Origin of the sequence: Gluconacetobacter sacchari, from assembly GCF_014174255.1 — a bacterium.
In the GTDB taxonomy this organism is placed as follows: domain Bacteria; phylum Pseudomonadota; class Alphaproteobacteria; order Acetobacterales; family Acetobacteraceae; genus Gluconacetobacter; species Gluconacetobacter sacchari.
The window spans coordinates 28,281-44,827 of record NZ_JABEQJ010000021.1; the positions used below are offsets into that span (position 1 = coordinate 28,281).

General features: G+C 64.4%; 14 protein-coding genes. 8 read left to right on the forward strand and 6 right to left on the reverse strand.

Annotated features, from left to right (window positions below; translation table 11 throughout):
• The first annotated feature begins 46 nt into the window (after positions 1-46).
• Genes HLH48_RS15070 through HLH48_RS15080 form a run of 3 tightly spaced genes read left to right on the forward strand, consistent with a single transcriptional unit; the run spans position 47 to position 4,559 of the window.
• Positions 47-1,669 carry a lysine--tRNA ligase gene (locus HLH48_RS15070; protein ID WP_182998316.1) on the forward strand — a complete coding sequence of 541 codons (1,623 nt, stop codon included), beginning with the start codon at positions 47-49 and terminating at the stop codon, positions 1,667-1,669.
• 42 nt (positions 1,670-1,711) lie between these two features.
• A complete protein-coding gene (locus tag HLH48_RS15075; RefSeq protein WP_182998317.1) occupies positions 1,712-3,775 on the forward strand; it encodes a lysylphosphatidylglycerol synthase domain-containing protein in 2,064 nt (687 codons plus the stop codon).
• Positions 3,776-3,827: 52 nt separating this feature from the next.
• Positions 3,828-4,559, forward strand: coding sequence for a MarC family protein (locus HLH48_RS15080; RefSeq protein WP_182998318.1), 732 nt, complete (start codon positions 3,828-3,830; stop codon positions 4,557-4,559).
• Here HLH48_RS15080 and HLH48_RS15085 read toward each other — a convergent pair.
• The 5 genes from HLH48_RS15085 to thpR all read right to left on the reverse strand — a co-directional run bounded on the left by HLH48_RS15085 (position 4,534) and on the right by thpR (position 10,547).
• Positions 4,534-5,172 carry a uracil-DNA glycosylase family protein gene (locus HLH48_RS15085; RefSeq protein ID WP_182998319.1) on the reverse strand — a complete coding sequence of 213 codons (639 nt, stop codon included), beginning with the start codon at positions 5,170-5,172 and terminating at the stop codon, positions 4,534-4,536. The two genes, HLH48_RS15080 and HLH48_RS15085, sit on opposite strands and share 26 nt — an antisense overlap.
• On the reverse strand, positions 5,169-5,891 hold the full coding sequence (locus HLH48_RS15090; protein WP_182998320.1) for an NAD-dependent deacylase: 723 nt from the start codon (positions 5,889-5,891) through the stop codon (positions 5,169-5,171). The genes HLH48_RS15085 and HLH48_RS15090 overlap by 4 nt, the downstream gene beginning before the upstream one ends.
• 94 nt (positions 5,892-5,985) lie before the next feature.
• Positions 5,986-7,383 (reverse strand): cytochrome c, encoded by a 1,398-nt coding sequence (locus HLH48_RS15095; protein WP_182998321.1) that lies wholly within the window; start codon positions 7,381-7,383, stop codon positions 5,986-5,988.
• A gap of 57 nt (positions 7,384-7,440) precedes the next feature.
• Entirely contained in the window at positions 7,441-9,648 is a 2,208-nt protein-coding gene (locus HLH48_RS15100; RefSeq protein WP_182998322.1) for a PQQ-dependent dehydrogenase, methanol/ethanol family, read from the reverse strand.
• 359 nt (positions 9,649-10,007) lie between these two features.
• Positions 10,008-10,547, reverse strand: a complete 540-nt coding sequence (gene thpR / locus HLH48_RS15105; protein WP_182998323.1) for an RNA 2',3'-cyclic phosphodiesterase — start codon at positions 10,545-10,547, stop codon at positions 10,008-10,010.
• A gap of 192 nt (positions 10,548-10,739) precedes the next feature.
• Between thpR and HLH48_RS15110 the strand changes: the two genes are divergently transcribed.
• From HLH48_RS15110 to cyoD, 5 genes are all read left to right on the forward strand, one after another.
• Positions 10,740-11,522, forward strand: coding sequence for a Bax inhibitor-1/YccA family protein (locus HLH48_RS15110; RefSeq protein WP_182998324.1), 783 nt, complete (start codon positions 10,740-10,742; stop codon positions 11,520-11,522).
• Positions 11,523-12,195: 673 nt separating this feature from the next.
• Positions 12,196-13,119, forward strand: coding sequence for a ubiquinol oxidase subunit II (cyoA, locus tag HLH48_RS15115; protein ID WP_182998325.1), 924 nt, complete (start codon positions 12,196-12,198; stop codon positions 13,117-13,119).
• A gap of 5 nt (positions 13,120-13,124) precedes the next feature.
• Positions 13,125-15,119, forward strand: coding sequence for a cytochrome o ubiquinol oxidase subunit I (gene cyoB, locus HLH48_RS15120; protein ID WP_182998326.1), 1,995 nt, complete (start codon positions 13,125-13,127; stop codon positions 15,117-15,119).
• Complete coding sequence (gene cyoC, locus HLH48_RS15125; protein WP_182998327.1) at positions 15,119-15,724, forward strand: cytochrome o ubiquinol oxidase subunit III; 606 nt, start codon at positions 15,119-15,121, stop codon at positions 15,722-15,724. Before cyoB ends, cyoC begins: the two co-directional genes overlap by 1 nt.
• Positions 15,724-16,056: a cytochrome o ubiquinol oxidase subunit IV gene (cyoD, locus tag HLH48_RS15130; RefSeq protein WP_182998328.1), complete on the forward strand. Its 333-nt coding sequence runs from the start codon at positions 15,724-15,726 to the stop codon at positions 16,054-16,056. The genes cyoC and cyoD overlap by 1 nt, the downstream gene beginning before the upstream one ends.
• A 135-nt stretch (positions 16,057-16,191) precedes the next feature.
• On the opposite strand, the gene fdxA is transcribed toward cyoD, so the two are convergent.
• Positions 16,192-16,524 (reverse strand): ferredoxin FdxA, encoded by a 333-nt coding sequence (fdxA, locus tag HLH48_RS15135; protein WP_114726824.1) that lies wholly within the window; start codon positions 16,522-16,524, stop codon positions 16,192-16,194.
• Positions 16,525-16,547: the final 23 nt, after the last annotated feature.

The window sequence follows — 16,547 nt, forward strand, 5'->3', positions numbered from 1 at the left end:
GCTAGGATTGACCCATCAGGTTTCAGTTCATAGCTTCCGGCGCATCATGTCCGATCAGAACCGTCTCGATCCCGCTTCCCTGCCCAAGGCCTGGCCGTTCGAAGAAGCGGCCAAGCTGGCCGCCCATGTCGGGCGCCGGGCCCGGCCGGCCGAAGCGCCCGCCTTGCTGGAAACCGGATACGGTCCCTCCGGCCTGCCGCATATCGGGACGTTCGGCGAGGTCGCGCGGACCTCGTGGGTGCGGCAGGCCTATACGCGCCTGACCGGGCGGCCGACGCGGCTGCTCGCCTTTTCCGACGACATGGACGCGCTGCGCAAGGTCCCGGACAATGTGCCCAACGGCGACATGCTCCGCCGGCATCTGGGCAAGCCGCTGTCTCGCATCCCCGATCCGTTCGGCACGCACGAGTCCTTCGCGGCGCACAATAATGCGCGGCTGCGCTCGTTTCTGGACGGATTCGGCTTTGATTACGAATTCGCCTCGTCGACCGACTATTACGCCAGCGGCCGCTTCGATGCCGCCCTGCGCCGCGTGCTGGAAGTGCATGACGAGATCGTTGCGGTCATTGCTCCGACCCTCGGTCCCGATCGGCGGGCGACCTATTCGCCGGTCCTGCCGATCCATCCGCGCACCGGGTTGGTGATGCAGGTGCGCATGGATGGCATCGACCCCGTGGCGGGAACGGTGCGCTGGGCCGACGAGGATGGTGAGGTTTTTGAAACGCCCGTGACCGGCGGCCATGCGAAGATGCAGTGGAAGGCCGACTGGGCCATGCGCTGGTTCGCGCTGGGCGTCGATTACGAGATGTCGGGCAAGGACCTGATCGACAGTGTGAAGCTGTCGGGCAGGATCTGCCGCATCCTGGGCGGCGAGCCGCCGGCCGGCCTGACCTACGAGCTGTTCCTGGACGAGAATGGCCAGAAGATTTCCAAATCCAAGGGCAACGGCATCTCGGTCGAGGAATGGCTGCGCTATGCGCCGGCCGAGAGCCTGAGCCAGTATATGTTCAATGCCCCCCAGCGGGCGAAGCGCCTGTTCTTCGACGTCATCCCCAAGGCGGCGGACGAGTATCTGGCCAATGTTGCGCGGGCCCGGAGCGTGGCGGCCGAGGACCCGGCGCTGCTGGCCAATCCGGCGTGGTTCATCCATGCGGGACGGATCGACGCGCGCGCGGGCAGCCCGCTGACCTTCGCCATGCTGCTCAACCTGGCCAGCGCCGCCAACGCGGATACGCCCGACATGCTGTGGAAATTCATCCATCGCTATGACGGCGCGGCGTCGCCCGAAACCTGCCCGATGCTGGCGCGTCTGGTGGAACACGCGATCGTCTATTACGCGGATTTCGTGCGCCCCGCGAAGACCTATCGCCAGCCCGACGCGCGCGAGCGCGCGGCCCTGGCGGATCTGGCGGACCTGCTGCGGGGGCTGGAAACCGGCACCGCGGAGCCCGACATGGTGCAGAACCTCGTCTTCGAGGTTGGCAAGCGTCACGGCTTCGAGCCGCTGCGCGACTGGTTCGGCTGTCTGTACGAGGTCCTGCTGGGCCAGAAGGAGGGACCGCGATTCGGCATTTTCATCGGGCTGTACGGGGTGGCGGAAACGATGGCGCTGATCGACGCGGCGCTGCTTCGCCCATCGGTCGAGGCCGCTTCCGTCGCCGCCGGTTGACGCAGGGGCGATGACCTCTGCCATGGCCGGGTTCGCGCTCTCATGGTTCTGAACTGTTCTCCGTCGCCGGAGGGGTCGCAGCAGGCGGCGCCGCGATGGCGCCGCCTGCTGCGGCATCTGCCGCATCTTGTGGGCCTGTGCCTGATGATCGGCGCGATCGTCGTGGTTCAGCACGAGGTCCGGGACCTGCACTGGGACGATATCCGGGCGGCGCTGGGCACGATCCCGGCCGCGACCCTGGTGATGGGGATCGGCTGCACGGTCCTGTCCTATTTCATCCTGTCCTTCTACGACTGTCTGGCGGTCGTGCAGGTGGGCCGGCGTCTGTCGTATCGCAGGGCGGCGTTTGCCTCGTTCTGTTCCTATGTCCTGTCGCATAATCTGGGGTTTGCCGCGATTTCCGGGGCGGCGGTGCGCTTCAGGCTGTATGGCAATTGGGGATTGGGACCGTTTGATATCGCGCAGATCATCGCGTTCTGTTCCGCGACCTATCTGCTGGGCGCCGGAGCGCTGATCGGCGCGGTGCTGGTGCTGGAGCCCTCCGCGGTGCCGGTCGTGGGCGCGCGCCTGCCGCATCTGGTGCTGTCGGGGATCGGCCTGCTGCTGTGGGCGGCGGTCGGGGTCTATATCCTGCTGGGATTGTGGCTGACGCAGATCCGGGTCTGTCGCTGGACCGTCGTGCTGCCCCGGCCCGGCATGGCGTTTGCCCAGATGCTGGTTGCGGCGGCGGAAGTCGCGGCCACCGCCGGGATCGCCTATATCTTCCTGCCTTCGGGGATCGGGCTGGGATATGGCGTGTTCCTGGCCATCTACATCGCCTCGTACACTGCCGGCCTGGTGGCCAGCGTGCCGGGGGGGCTGGGGGTGTTCGACGGCGCGATGATGCTGGCGCTGGGGGCATACCTGCCGCCGTCGCAGATCGTCAGCACCATTCTGGTCTTTCGCCTGTTCTATTACATCATCCCGCTGTTCATGGCCGGGCTGATGTTCGCGGGGCACGAACTGTTCCTGCGCGGCGACGCGGCCCTGGCGCGCAAGGCGGCGCCGCAGGCCCCCCGGCGCGGACCGCGCGAGGTGCGGCCCAGCCATGTGATCCGCGAGAGCGAGGCCGATTTTTCGGTGGTCGTGGCGACGGGCGCGGTGTCGATCTGCGGTGCGCTGCTGATCGCGCTGACGATCCTCGACCCCGCGTCGTGGAGCAATGCCGGCGGATTGCATCATCTGGTCGGTGTCGCGGGGGATTATCTGCTGTCGCTGATCGGGGTCGTGCTGATCGGCCTGGCCGTCGGCCTGTCGCAGCGGGTGACCCTGGCGTGGAAGCTGACCCTGGGCCTGCTGGTCGGCGCCGCCGCGCTGACGATGTTGCGCGGGGCCTCGCTGGCCGTGCCGGGGATCCTGGGGCTGGTGGCTGTGCTGATCGCGCCGTTTCGCGGGTCGTATTACCGGCATGCGCGGATCCTGAGCGAACCGCTGGCGTTCCGCACCGGGCTGTCGCTGCTGCTGCTGATCGGCTGCGTGCTGGTGCTGGCCTGTTCCGGACCGCGGGACGAGGTTGGCGGAAGCTGGTGGGAGGTGATGCTGTTCACCGCCTCGCACGGTGTCGGGCAATGGACCATGGGGTTGGCCGTCGTGCTGGGCGCCGTCATGATCGGCCGGCTGGTCCGCCCCGGCGGTGTCGCGGTGCGGCCGTGGGACAGTGCCGGCGCGGCCGAATATCGGGCGTTGGACCATGCGATGGACGATCTGGGGCCGGTCGTGCCCGCCGGGATGATCCCCGGGGAGTCCGGCCTGGCGCTGCTGCCTTTCCTGCGGACCGAGACCTTCCTGATCGGGCTGGGCGACCCCGCCGGGTCGTGGGACGATTGCGCGTCGGCGATCTGGTGGCTGCGGGACCTGGCGGTGCAGGAGCACCGGCAGCCGGCCTTCTGGCGGGTCGGGGCGTCGATGCTGGATGTCTATAACGATCTGGGCCTGACATCCTGGCCGCTGACGGAAGCGGACGGGGAAGAGCTGTATCTGTGCTGCCTGCCGCAGAGCGTGCCGCATGTCGCCGCCATCATGGAGAGCGCGGGCCCGGTGCCGGGGAACCGTCCGGACGGGGCTTGACGGCCGGCCCGGTCTGGGAAAGACGATAGACCATTCCCTGGAATGGGTTCCGATGTCCCCTGGTCTTCATGCCCTGCCTTCCCTCGGCTGGAAGGACACGCTTTCGGTCTTCAGCGATACGTTCCTGCTGGCGTTTCCCGCCCTGTTCTCGATCGTCAACCCGATCGGCGCGTCGCTGATCTTCTCGCAGGTGACGGCGGGGCGGGAGCGGCGCGAATCCCTGGCGCTGGCGCGAACGGTCGCGTTCTATTCCGCGGGGCTGCTGATCGCGTCGATCTGGGCCGGCAGCGCGATTCTCGCGTTTTTCGGCATCACCGTCGATTCGCTGCGCATTGCCGGTGGGCTGGTGGTGGCCGTGCGGGCCTGGGCGCTGCTTCAGGCGCCGGAGGAGGCCGCCGCGCGCAAGGAGAAGCAGGCCATGCAGGGCGGGCGGACCGTCGCCGTGCCGAACTGGATGGAAATGGCCTTCTTTCCCATGACCATGCCGTTTACCGTCGGGCCCGGCTCGATCGCGGTGGCCATCGCGCTGAGCGCCTCGCGCCCGGCTTCGCCGGCTTGGCTGGTCTTCTATCTGGCGCTTTCGGCTGCCGCGATCGTCGTGGCGGCCACGGTCTGGCTCGCCTATGCCTATGCCGAACGGCTGGTCGTCATGCTGGGGGTGACCGGGGCGCGGATCGTCTCGCGCCTCGCGGCGCTGATCCTGCTGTGCATCGGCGTGCAGATCCTTTCGGCCGGGGTCGAGGGGCTGGTGGTGACGATCATGCGGGCGGTGGCGGCGTCCTGACGGGATCCGCGCGCGGCGGTGCCATAATGGGAGCGATGGCGGCGCGGAGCGCCGGCAGCACCTCCGCCGCGAACCAGGGATTGCGGCGTTCCCATGCCCCGGTCCGCCATGACGGATGCGGCAGCGGAAAATAGCGGGGCAGAAAGTCCCGGAAGTTCCGGACCCGGTCTTCTACCCGGCCGGGACCCAGGACCGCCGCCTGGGCGTAGGAGCCCACCAGCAGGGTCAGGGCGATGTCGGGCATGCCGGCCAGCAGCCGGGCCCGCCAGAGAGGGGCGCATTCCGGACGGGGCGGCCGGTCGCCGCCCCTGGGGAGGCGGCCCGGATAGCACAGGCCCATCGGCAGAATGGCGATGCGGCGGGAATCGTAGAACGTCTCGCGGTCCATGCCCAGCCAGCCCCGCAGCCGGTCGCCCGAGGCATCGTTGAACGAGATCCCGGTTTCATGAACTCTCGTGCCCGGGGCCTGGCTGGCGATCAGCAGCCGCGCCGTGGGCGACACATGCAGGACCGGGCGCGGCCCCAGCGGCAGGCTGTCGGCGCAGACCCGGCAGGCGCGGACCTGCGCGACCAGGGAGGCCAGTTCGTCCGGGGCGCTGTCGTGGTCCGTCATGATCCCAGGATGTCGGCCACCCAGCGGGGGACCATCCGGGTCGCCGGACCCACCAGCGTGCGATCGAACAGGGTGGGGGTGGCGGGGGCTTCCAGATTGATGTCCAGCGTGTCGGCATGGTCGCGGACCTCGGCCACGAAGCCGGCCGCCGGATAGACCGTGCCGGACGTGCCGATCGTCACGAAACGGTCGCACGCGGCCAGGGCGGCCGCGATCCGCTCCATGTGCAGCGGTACTTCGCCGAACCAGACGATATCGGGCCGCAGGGTGGGGCGGTGGCAGGCCGGGCAGGGGGTGTCGGGCAGGCAGTCACCCAGCCATTCGGGGGTGGCGCCGCAGGAGAGGCAGCGGACACGTCGTAATTCGCCATGCATATGCACGACATCGCGGCTGCCCGCGCGTTCGTGCAGGTCGTCGATATTCTGCGTGACGATCAGCAGCTCGCCGTTCCAGCGCCCGTCGCGCGCGGCCTGCTCCAGCGTCGCCAGGGCGCGATGGGCAGCATTGGGTTCGGCATGTGCCAGTTCCGCGCGCCGTTCGTTATAGAAACGGCTGACCAGCATCGGATCGCGGCGGAAGCCCTGGGGCGTGCAGACATCGGCGATGTCATGCCGGTTCCACAGGCCGCCGGCATCACGAAACGTCTCCAGGCCGGATTCCCGGCTGATGCCGGCCCCGGTCAGGACGACGAGGCGCTCCGCTGGATCATGCTGCTTCATTCCGCTCTCCATGCCCGATTCCACCGCATAAGAAAACCGCCGCGGGGAGGCCCCGCGGCGGCTGGAAGGAAGACCGGACTGGAATGGGCGCGGCTTACTGAGCCTGATCCACCCCGGCATGGGTCTGCGGTGCGAAGGTCCAGCCCGCGCCATAGGGTTGCGGGTGCAGCAGCGGCCAGGGATTGTTCGGCGCGCCGAACCCGCCGCCACCGAGCGCCGCCCCGGTATCGCGCAGCTTGGCGACGTCGGCCGCCGTCACGTTCGCCGGCGCGTGGTTGCCCCAGCCGGTCCGGATGAAGTTGACCACGTCCGCGATCTCCTGGGCCGACAGGCTCTTCGCGTAGGCCGGCATGGCCACGGCGGAGGGCGCCCAGTTGGTTGGCGGCAGCACGCCGCCATGCACGACCACGTTGACCACGGAGGTCGGGTTTTCCGTCACGACGACCGGATTGCCGGCCAGCGGCGGGAACATGCGGGCCACGCCGCTGCCGTCATTGCGGTGGCAGATGGCGCATTCACGCACATAGACGTCGGCGCCCGGCGACGACGCGGTCTTGCCGGCGTTCAGCATGTCGGTCGTCGCGGCGTCGTACGTGTAGTTGCCCTGCGACGGCGGGACCGGCGGCAGGCTCTTGAGGTATTTGGCCATCGCGCGCAGGTCGTCGTCGGTGAAATACTGGGTGCTCCAGCCCACCACGTCGGCCATGCCGCCGAACACGGCGGCATGATCGGTACGGCCCGTCTTCAGGAAATAGTACAGGTCGTCCTCGGACCATCTGCCGAGGCCGACCACCGGGTCGTCGCGCAGGCTGGGCGCCACCCAGTTGTCGATCGGCGCGCCGCCGGCCAGGAAGACCGGGCCGCCGCTGGCGTCGAGAGCCTTTTCCTGCATCGCGAAGCCGCGCGGCGTATGGCAGGCGCCGCAATGGCCCGGACCGGTGACCAGATATTCACCGCGCGCCACCACCGGATCGGCACCCGGCGTCGGCTTGAATTCGGCCGGGGCGGGGGCGAACATCGTGCGCCAGATCGCCAGCGGCCAGCGCATGGACATCGGCCACGAGATCTCGTTGGCCTTGTTGGGCTGGGCGACCGGCTTCACGCCATGCATGAAATAGGCATAGAGCGCCCGCATGTCGTCCTGCGTCATGCGCGAGAACGCCGGGTAGGGCATCGCCGGATAGAGCGTCGAGCCGTCCTTGCGGATTCCATGCCGGACCGCCTGGTCGAATTCCTCGAAACTATAGCCGCCGATGCCGTCGGGACCGGGGGTGATGTTGGTCGAATAGATCGTCCCGATCGGGCTCTTGATCTCCAGACCACCGGCATAGGCCTGCCCGTGCAGAGCGGTATGGCAGGCCACGCAGTCACCCAGGCGGGCGACGTACGCACCCTTGTCGATCAGCGCCTGGTCGGGCGCCTGAGCCATTGCGGCCGTGGCGACGAGGCTGAACGCCGCCGTGCCGATCGCAACCTTAAGCCTGTTGAGCATTCTGTTCACCATGCGTCGCGTTGATGCGGAAAAAACGGAAGATCGAGCGGAAGCGTCTCATTGCGTGGGAATGCCTTCCGCGTTCTTCCGGGCATCAACCTCCCTCTGGTAGGTCTCGTTGGCGCGCTTCAGCAGGAACTGCCGGATGTCCTCGATCTGCTCATGCGACATCGAGGAATCGAACCGGTCCATGCCGTAGGCCGTCAGGGCGCCGCGACCGACCACGTTGTAGAATGCATCCTGATGACGGATCGCGCCGGACCAGCGCAGGTCGGGCAGAACGCCGCCGGCTTCGCCATTGTCGCCATGGCAGGCCGCGCAATAGGTCTGGAACTCGAAATAGCCGTTTTCCGTCCGCTTGTCGTCGAATTCGGCGGGCGGCTTGACCGGCAGGAAGCCCTTGTCGTTCTGCGGCGGCAGCTTGGCCTTGCCGTCGAGCGAGAAGGCGATGACGCGGGAATGGTTGACGGTCCAGCCGCTGGTGCGCGCGATGCCGCCCAGGAAGAACGGATAGATGCCGCCCCAGCCCACTTCGACGGCGACATACTGCTTGCCGTTCGCCAGATAGGTGACCGGCGGGGCGATGATGCCGCTCTGCGCCGCGAAGGTGAACAGGTCGTTGCCGTTGGTGGCGTCGTAGGCGTGGAATTCGCCGTTCGCCAGGCCCTGGAACAGGAGGTCGCCGCCGGTGGCCACGATGCCGCCGTTCCACGGCCCCTTGTGATCGACGCGGAAGACTTCCTGCTGCTTCACCGGGTCCCAGGCGATGATCCAGCCCTTCAGGTCCTTGATGAAGGCGTCCTTCACGTCCTGCTTGTCGGGCAGGCCGACCTTGTTCATGTCCAGTCCGAGATTCCAGCTGTCGGGATGGGGCTTGAAGCCGCCGACCTGGCCGGAATAGACGAACGGAACCTGCTGCGCCGGGATGTAGACCAGGTTGGTGCGGGGGCTGAAGGCCATCGCCGCGAAATTATGGCCGCCCAGATCGCCGGGAATGCCGTACCAATCCTTGCCGGTCAGGGTCCACAGGGCTTCCGGATTATAGATCGGGCGACCGGTCTTCGGGTCCAGGCCGCTGGCCCAGTTCACGTAGACATAGTTCTTGCCCGACAGGAATTCGCCGGTCTTGGCGTCGATGACGTAGAAGAAGCCGTTCTTGGGCGCGTGGACGATGACGTGCCGCATCTGGCCGTTGATGGGCAGGTCGAGGGTCATGATCTGCTGGACCGAGGTGTAGTCCCACTGGTCCATCGGCGTTTCCTGGAAGTGCCAGACATATTCGCCGGTCTCGGGCCGGATCGCGACGATGCTGCCCAGGAACAGATTGTCGCCCTTGCCGTCGGAGCGGAACTTGTAGTTCCACGGCGAACCGTTGCCCACGCCCAGATAGACCAGATCGGTCACGGGATCATAGACGATCGAATCCCATACCGTGCCGCCGCCGCCCTGCCGGGTCCAGGCCCCGGTGGGGCTCCAGGTCGGGTAGGCCGTGTTCATCAGCACCTTGTCGGACGGCGCGTTGTCCGGTTTGTTCTCGGGGTTCGGCACGGTGAAGAAGCGCCAGTCCAGCTTGCCCGTCTCGGCATCGAAGGCGGAGACGAAGCCGCGCGCGCCGAATTCGGCGCCACCGTTGCCGATGATGACGCGTCCCTTGGCGATGCGCGGCGCGCCGTCGACCGTATAGGAACGCTGATGGCCCAGAACCGCGTCGGTCGGGATGGTGTTGACGCTCCAGACCAGCTTGCCGGTCTTGGCGTCCAGCGCGATCAGGCGGCCGTCGAACGTGCCGAAATAGACCTTGCCGTTCCAGTAGGCGGCGCCGCGATTGACGGTATCGCAGCAGCCCTTGTCGGCGATGTTGCCGGGTACGCGCGGGTCATAGGCCCACAGCAGCTTGCCCGTGGCCGCATCGAGAGCCTTCATCTTGCTCCAGTTCGTCGTGGCGTACAGCACGCCGTCGACGACCAGAGGGGTGCCTTCCTGGCCGCGATTGGTGTCCAGGTCGTAATACCAGGCCAGCTTCAGGTTGCCGACATTGGAGCGATTGATCTGGTCGAGCGGGCTGTAGCGCTGCTCGGAATAGGTGCGACCGTAGGTCAGCCAGTTGCCCGGGTGGTCATCGGCATGGATGATCGCCTCGCCTGTGTCGCCTGAAACTGGGTCTGCCGCGATGGCGGCGGCGCCGCACAAAGTGACGGCGCATATCGTTCCGGCGGCAAGCGTTCCTCGCAGAGAACGTCCTTTCCGGAAAGCAGCTCGCATCATGTCCGATGTCCTCGTGACAATAAAAAAACAACCCGACCATTCCGGTCGCGGACCGGGAAAACTCAGGCTCGGTGCAACCATACTGACAGTCTAAATTCAGTCTCCTGACGATTTTGTGTTGGCTGGAATGCGGCGAAAACGCCCATCGGCGCCCGCTGGCCGCGCACACGGGGGCGCCATGGCGATGAGATCGCTCATTGTATTGATTTCATGTCTTTTTCTTCATGCGGGCGCGATGGCGTTGGACGCGGCGCGGACGATGGGCAAAACATGAACATACATTAATGTAATGAGATATATCAATAATATGAATGAATAAATCTTCGTTATTGTCCAGTTGGATGCGATTCGGGATGGCGTCATCCCGCCAGGTCGTATTCGACGATGGGTTCGTAGCTGGCCTGGTCCGGACCGCGGAGCGACCGGAAAAGGGTCAGGCGCGGGATCTCGACCGGCGGAAGAGGGAGGGCGGACCATCGCGCGAGCCAGGCGGCGAGCATTTCGGGCGCGGGGGCGGCGAGCGCGCCGATCGTGACATGGGGGTGAAAGCGCCTGCGTTCGATCGCGAAGTCCGCGCGGCGCATCGCCGTCTCGACCTTGCGATGCAGGTGCAGCAGGGGCGCGGTGCGCGCGATCCCGACCCACAGGCTTTGCCGGCCGCTGCCCTGTTCGAACACGCCGGGCGGGCCGGGCATCAGGTCGATGGCGGGGGCGCGGATCGCCGACAGCGCCATGTCGATGTCTTCCAGGCGGTTCCGGCCGGACACTTCGCCGAGAAAGCAGAGCGTGACGTGATAGGTGGCGGGATCGACCCAGCTTACGCCGGCCAGGCTGCCGCGCAGCGCGGCAATCGCCTCGCGAAGCGGCGATCCGACATCGAGGGCGACGAAGAGTCTCACGGTGGTGCCTCGTGCGCGGGACGGTTTCGCGATGGGGTTCGTTACCTTATAATAGGGCACTGAGCGCTTGGGGGCGCGCACTATTATGGAAATGTCATCCGCCTGCCGGACGATTTTCCTTGAAATATTGCCTGCGCCTCCCACATCTCAGATATGTTGTGTCTGGAATTGTCCGGACAAAGGAAGGATGTCATGGCTTTCAGCCCGGATTTTCGAACAATGTCCCGACCCGCAGGCGCCGGGGTCGGCGCTGGAGCCATCGATCAGGGGCTGCGGGCCTATATGCTCCGGGTCTATAACTGGATGGCCTCGGGGTTGGTGCTGACCGGGGTCGTGGCCTATCTGGTTGCCAACACCAGCCTGCGCGCCGCGTTCTTCGCCGCCGTGATGACGCCGAGCGGGATGACCGTGCTGCGTCCGACCGGGTTGGGCACGCTGGCGATGATCGCCCCGCTGGGTTTCGTCCTGGTCATGTCGCTGGGGATCAACCGCCTGTCGCGGCAGACGGTGCAGATGCTGTTCTGGCTGTTCTGCGCGGTCATGGGGGCCAGCCTGTCCAGTATCCTGCTGACCTTCACCGGCGTTTCGGTGGTGCGCGTGTTCTTCGTCACGGCCGGTACGTTCTCGGCGATGTCGATCTGGGGCTATGTGACCCGCACCGACCTGACCCGGTTCGGCTCGTTCCTGATCATGGGCCTGTTCGGACTGGTGATCGCGGGGCTGGTGAACATGTTCCTGCACAGCTCGACCCTGGGCCTGCTGTACAGCATCATCGGCGTGTTCATCTTCATCGCCCTGACCGCGTTCGATACGCAGCGGATCAAGACGACCTATCAGCAGGTCGCCTATTATGACGGACCGGACGGGGCCGCCAAGCGCTCGGTCTACGATGCGCTGGCGCTTTATCTGAACTTCATCAACCTGTTCCAGTTCCTGTTGCAGTTCATGGGTGTGCGCAGCAACCAGGAGAACTGAGGGTTTCGGCCCGATGACTCGACGCGCCTCTTGATTCCATGGCCAGGATCAGGCCCCGCCCACCGGCGGGGCCTTTTTTTGTCCGCCGCCCCGGGAGGCGGGAAACGCGCCCCGCCGGTAGGATGAACGGTGTGGAAATTCGGCCAAAATAAGACTTATTCTTCCTCGGAAAGAGTGCGATGACGTGGATGTGATGTAGGGGATGCCACCTTATCTGACTGACATTACACGGATTAGTGCCAACCTGTCGGTGCGTTTGAAATAATTTGAAACATTATGTGAAGGCTTGCTTGTAGGGTCCTTCCAGTCGGATAAGGCGGTAAGAGAACTACGAACGAAAGGATAGCAGCGCAGACAGGACGCTCGAGGCACGTGACGGCGCATGGGGTGGCCGTTCGGTTCGACGGGATGGAAAACGCGCGTCACCATTCCGATCCTTGATCGAGATCAAGGTCAAAAAGCCGACGGAAACTCATGACGGGATCGATCCGGCGAAGGCCTCCTATTCGAGGAGGGAGGTGGACGGCGGTTTGATATCAACGGATGTAACAGACGGCGAGAGACCCGAGACGGGATTCGCGGCAGACGTGAGGCATGGCCGTTGTTGCTTTGGGAGCCCGTGAACGACGCGCGCATATGAGCAAGGGTGATGTCGAAACCAACGAGGCGTGAGATGAAGAAAAAAATCTTGCCAAGATTATCGAGTTTAATGTGTTTGTCCTCAGCGTTCCTCTTGGCGGGATGTGACTGGGCAACGCTCGATCCGAAGGGTACCATCGGTATCCAGGAGAAGAGCCTGATCCTGACTTCGACCTATGCGATGCTGCTTGTGGTCGTGCCGGTCATCGTTCTGACGTTGCTGTTCGCGTGGCAGTATCGGAGTTCGAATACGAGTGCCGAATACCTGCCGAAATGGTCGCATTCGAACAAGATTGAAGTCGTGATCTGGGTGGTCCCCTCCCTGATCATTCTTTTCCTGGCGGTGCTGACCTATCAGACCTGCCATTCGCTCGACCCCTACCGTCCGCTCGACGAGGAAGCCAGCGCGAAGCCGCTTCATATCGATGTCGTCGCGCTGGACTGGAAATGGCTGTTCATCTACCCCGACGAGGGGATTGCGACCGTCAATCAGGTCGCCTTTCCGGTGAATACGCCGGTCGAATTCCACATCACGTCTGACTCGGTGATGAACTCGTTCTTCATCCCGCAACTGGGCTCGCAGATCTATGCGATGGCCGGCATGCAGACGCAGTTGCACCTGGTGGCGGGCACGGCTGGCAATTACCTGGGCGAGTCCGCGAATTTCAGCGGCCGGGGCTTCTCGGACATGCACTTCCGCGCGCTGGCGATGAGCAATGACGATTATGCCGCCTGGATCCAGAAGGTGAAAGCGGCGTCCGAACAACTCGACAACACGAACTATCCCAAGCTGGCCGCGCCCAGCGAGGCGAACCCCGTCGAGTATTTCTCGCATGCTGAACCCGCTCTCTTCGACCAGATCGTGGCCAAGTACAACAACGGCATGGTCATGGATAAGAGCACCGGCAAGATGCTGCATGTGCAGTCCGCAATGTCCGACATGAATATGAAGGAATAGGACCGATGTTAGGAAAATTAAGCTGGTCGGATATTCCGATCGATGTGCCTATCCTTGTCGGCACCTTTGCCGGCGCGGCGATTGCCGGCCTGGCGGTGCTCGGGCTGATCACCTATTACGGCAAGTGGGGCTATCTCTGGAAAGAGTGGTTCACCTCGGTAGACCACAAGCGTCTGGGCGTGATGTATATCGTGCTCGCGCTGGTCGCCCTGTTCCGTGGCTTCGCGGACGCCATCATGATGCGCTCGCAGCTCGCGCTGGCCTATGCCGGCAATCCGGGCTACCTGCCGCCGCATCACTACGACCAGATCTTCTCGGCGCACGGCACCATCATGATCTTCTTCATGGCGATGGCGTTCATGACCGGGCTGATGAACGTGGTCGTGCCGTTGCAGATCGGCGCCCGCGACGTGGCCTTCCCCTTCCTGAACTCGCTCAGCTTCTGGATGACGACGATCAGCTTCGTGCTGATCAACATCTCGCTGTTCATCGGTGAGTTCTCGCAGTGCGGCTGGCTGGCGTATCCGCCGCTGTCCGAGCAGCAGTTCAGTCCCGGGGTCGGTGTCGACTATTATATCTGGGCGGTCCAGCTATCGGGTGTCGGCACGCTGCTGACCGGCGTGAACTTCTTCACCACCATCGTGAAGATGCGCGCGCCCGGCATGACGTACATGAAGATGCCGGTGTTCACCTGGACCATCTTCTGCACGACCGTGCTGATCATGGTGGCGTTCCCGATCCTGACGGTTGCCCTGGCCCTGCTTGGCCTGGACCGTTATCTGGGCATGCACTTCTTCACCAATGACGCGGGCGGCAACCAGATGCTGTACCTGAACGTCATCTGGGCGTGGGGGCATCCGGAAGTCTATATCCTGGTTCTGCCGGCTTTCGGCGCGTTCTCGGAAATCACCCAGACCTTCTCGCGCAAGCCGCTGTTCGGCTACAACACCATGGTCTATGCGACCTGTTCGATCATGGTCCTGTCGCTTGTCGTCTGGCTGCACCACTTCTTCACCATGGGTGCCGGGGCGAACGTCAACGCCTTCTTCGGCATCATGACGATGATCATCGCGATCCCGACGGGCGTGAAGATCTTCAACTGGCTGTTCACCATGTATAAGGGCCGCGTCGAGTTCCACGCGACCATGTACTGGGTGATCGGCTTCATGATCACCTTTACCATCGGTGGCATGACCGGCGTCATGCTGGCCATTCCGGCCGCCGACTTCGTGCTGCACAACTCGCTGTTCGTGATCGCCCATTTCCACAACGTCATCATCGGCGGCGTGTATTTCGGCTATGTCGCGGCGATGAACTTCTGGTTTCCCAAGGCTTTCGGCTTCAAGCTGAACGAGGCGTGGGGCAAGCGTGCGTTCTGGTTCTGGTTCGTCGGCTTCTACTTCGCGTTCATGCCGCTTTATGTCCTGGGCTTCGAGGGCATGACCCGTCGCATGAACCATTACGACAACCCGGAATGGTATCCGTGGCTGCTTGTCGCCGAATTCGGCGCCGTGCTGATCGCGCTGGGCATCGTCTGCCAGCTGACGCAGCTCTATGTCTCGATCCGTGACCGTAACCTGGCCGAAAACCGCGATCTGACGGGTGATCCGTGGAACGCGCGCACGCTGGAATGGTCGACCTCGTCGCCCCCGCCCTTCTACAACTTCGCCGTCGTGCCGACCGTCCATGACCTGGATGCGTTCGCCCACGACAAGGAAGCCGGCATCGACACCCGTTCGGCCGGTGGGCACTACCAGCCGATCCACATGCCCAAGAACACGTCCGCCGGTTTCTTCGTCGGCCTGTTCAGCCTGATCCTCGGCTTTGCCGCGATCTGGTGGATCTGGTGGCTGGCGGCCATCGGCCTGATCGGCATCATCGCGACCGTGATCGCGCGGAGCAGCAACAACGATATCGACTACTACGTGCCGGTGTCCGAGGTTGCCCGTATCGAGAACGAGCATACCCGTAACCTCCAGGCGGCACAGGCGGCGGAATAATGGCGCACGACATGACGGCTGATGCGGCCCATGCCCATGATGAGCACCACGAATCTCCCGTGGTGTTCGGGTTCTGGCTGTATCTGATGACCGATTGCATCATCTTCGGAACGCTGTTCGCGGTGTTCGCGGTGATGCGCAACCAGTTTGCCGGTGGTCCCACCGGCAAGGACATCTTCGAACTGAACGGGGTCGGGATCGAGACGGCGTTGCTGCTGCTCAGCTCGATCACCTACGGCTTCGGCATGATCAGCGCGCACCGGAACAAGCTGGGTGCGCTGCGCGGCTGGCTCGGGGTGACCTTCATCCTGGGCCTGGGCTTCCTGTTCATGGAAATCCGCGAGTTCTCGCACATGGTCGCGGAAGGCAACGGACCGGACCGCAGCGCGTTCCTGTCGGCCTTCTTCACCCTGGTCGGAACCCACGGGCTGCACGTGACCTGCGGCCTGCTGTGGATGGCGGTCCTGATTGTCCAGACGGGCGGCAAGACTGTCCTGACGGAGCGCATGACGAACAAGCTGACCTGCCTCAGCCTGTTCTGGCACTTCCTGGACATCGTCTGGATCTGTGTCTTCACCTTTGTCTATCTGATGAGTGTGATCTGATGGCTGACGCGCATACAGACCATTCGGGAGCGAACCACGGGAGCGTAGGCTCTTACCTTACCGGGTTCGTCATTTCCGTCCTGCTGACGGCGGCCGCGTTCGGCATCGTCATGGCGCACAGCTTCTCGCCTTCGGGCATGCTGGCGGCCATCGCGATCCTGGCGGCGGTGCAGATCGTCGTTCATCTGGTGTTCTTCCTCCACATGAACGCGTCGTCGGAGCAGCGCTGGAACGTGATGGCCTTCGCCTTCACGATCATGACCGTCTTTATCCTGGTCATCGGCACGCTGTTCATCATGCATGACACGTCGATCAACATGATGTCGCGCTGATATCCGCCATCCCGGGTGCCGCAGGCGCCCGGACCGGCTGGTGCCAGACATGGAAAAGGCCGGTGAGGGCAACCTCACCGGCCTTTTCCATGTCCGCGGCGGAGGCGGCGGGGCGCCGCCTCCGGTGGTGCGGGGTCAGTCCTTGTGCGGCTCGGGCGACAGCAGGTCCTTCTTGCCGGGCTTGTCCTTCCATTCCTCGGCGTCGGCGGGCGCGGTGCCCTTGCGGGTGATGTTGGGCCATTTGACGGAATAGCTGGCATTGATCTCGGCCCAGGCGGCGGCGCGATCGTCGCTGTCGGGCACGATGGCCTCGGCCGGGCATTCCGGTTCGCACACGCCGCAATCGATGCATTCGTCGGGGTTGATGACCAGGAAGTTCTCGCCGGCATAGAAGCAATCGACCGGGCACACCTCGACACAGTCCATGAACTTGCAGCGGATGCAGTTTTCGGTGACCACGTAGGTCATCGTTCATCTCCGATTATCTGTAG

Bases quoted from the DNA above. Each gene is read 5' to 3' on its own strand.
- HLH48_RS15070 (WP_182998316.1), top strand. From the start codon at position 47: ATGTCCGATCAGAACCGTCTCGATCCCGCTTCCCTGCCCAAGGCCTGG.
- HLH48_RS15075 (WP_182998317.1), top strand. From the start codon at position 1,712: ATGGTTCTGAACTGTTCTCCGTCGCCGGAGGGGTCGCAGCAGGCGGCG.
- HLH48_RS15080 (WP_182998318.1), top strand. From the start codon at position 3,828: ATGTCCCCTGGTCTTCATGCCCTGCCTTCCCTCGGCTGGAAGGACACG.
- HLH48_RS15085 (WP_182998319.1), bottom strand. From the start codon at position 5,172: ATGACGGACCACGACAGCGCCCCGGACGAACTGGCCTCCCTGGTCGCG.
- HLH48_RS15090 (WP_182998320.1), bottom strand. From the start codon at position 5,891: ATGAAGCAGCATGATCCAGCGGAGCGCCTCGTCGTCCTGACCGGGGCC.
- HLH48_RS15095 (WP_182998321.1), bottom strand. From the start codon at position 7,383: ATGCTCAACAGGCTTAAGGTTGCGATCGGCACGGCGGCGTTCAGCCTC.
- HLH48_RS15100 (WP_182998322.1), bottom strand. From the start codon at position 9,648: ATGATGCGAGCTGCTTTCCGGAAAGGACGTTCTCTGCGAGGAACGCTT.
- HLH48_RS15110 (WP_182998324.1), top strand. From the start codon at position 10,740: ATGGCTTTCAGCCCGGATTTTCGAACAATGTCCCGACCCGCAGGCGCC.
- cyoA (WP_182998325.1), top strand. From the start codon at position 12,196: ATGAAGAAAAAAATCTTGCCAAGATTATCGAGTTTAATGTGTTTGTCC.
- cyoB (WP_182998326.1), top strand. From the start codon at position 13,125: ATGTTAGGAAAATTAAGCTGGTCGGATATTCCGATCGATGTGCCTATC.
- cyoC (WP_182998327.1), top strand. From the start codon at position 15,119: ATGGCGCACGACATGACGGCTGATGCGGCCCATGCCCATGATGAGCAC.
- cyoD (WP_182998328.1), top strand. From the start codon at position 15,724: ATGGCTGACGCGCATACAGACCATTCGGGAGCGAACCACGGGAGCGTA.
- fdxA (WP_114726824.1), bottom strand. From the start codon at position 16,524: ATGACCTACGTGGTCACCGAAAACTGCATCCGCTGCAAGTTCATGGAC.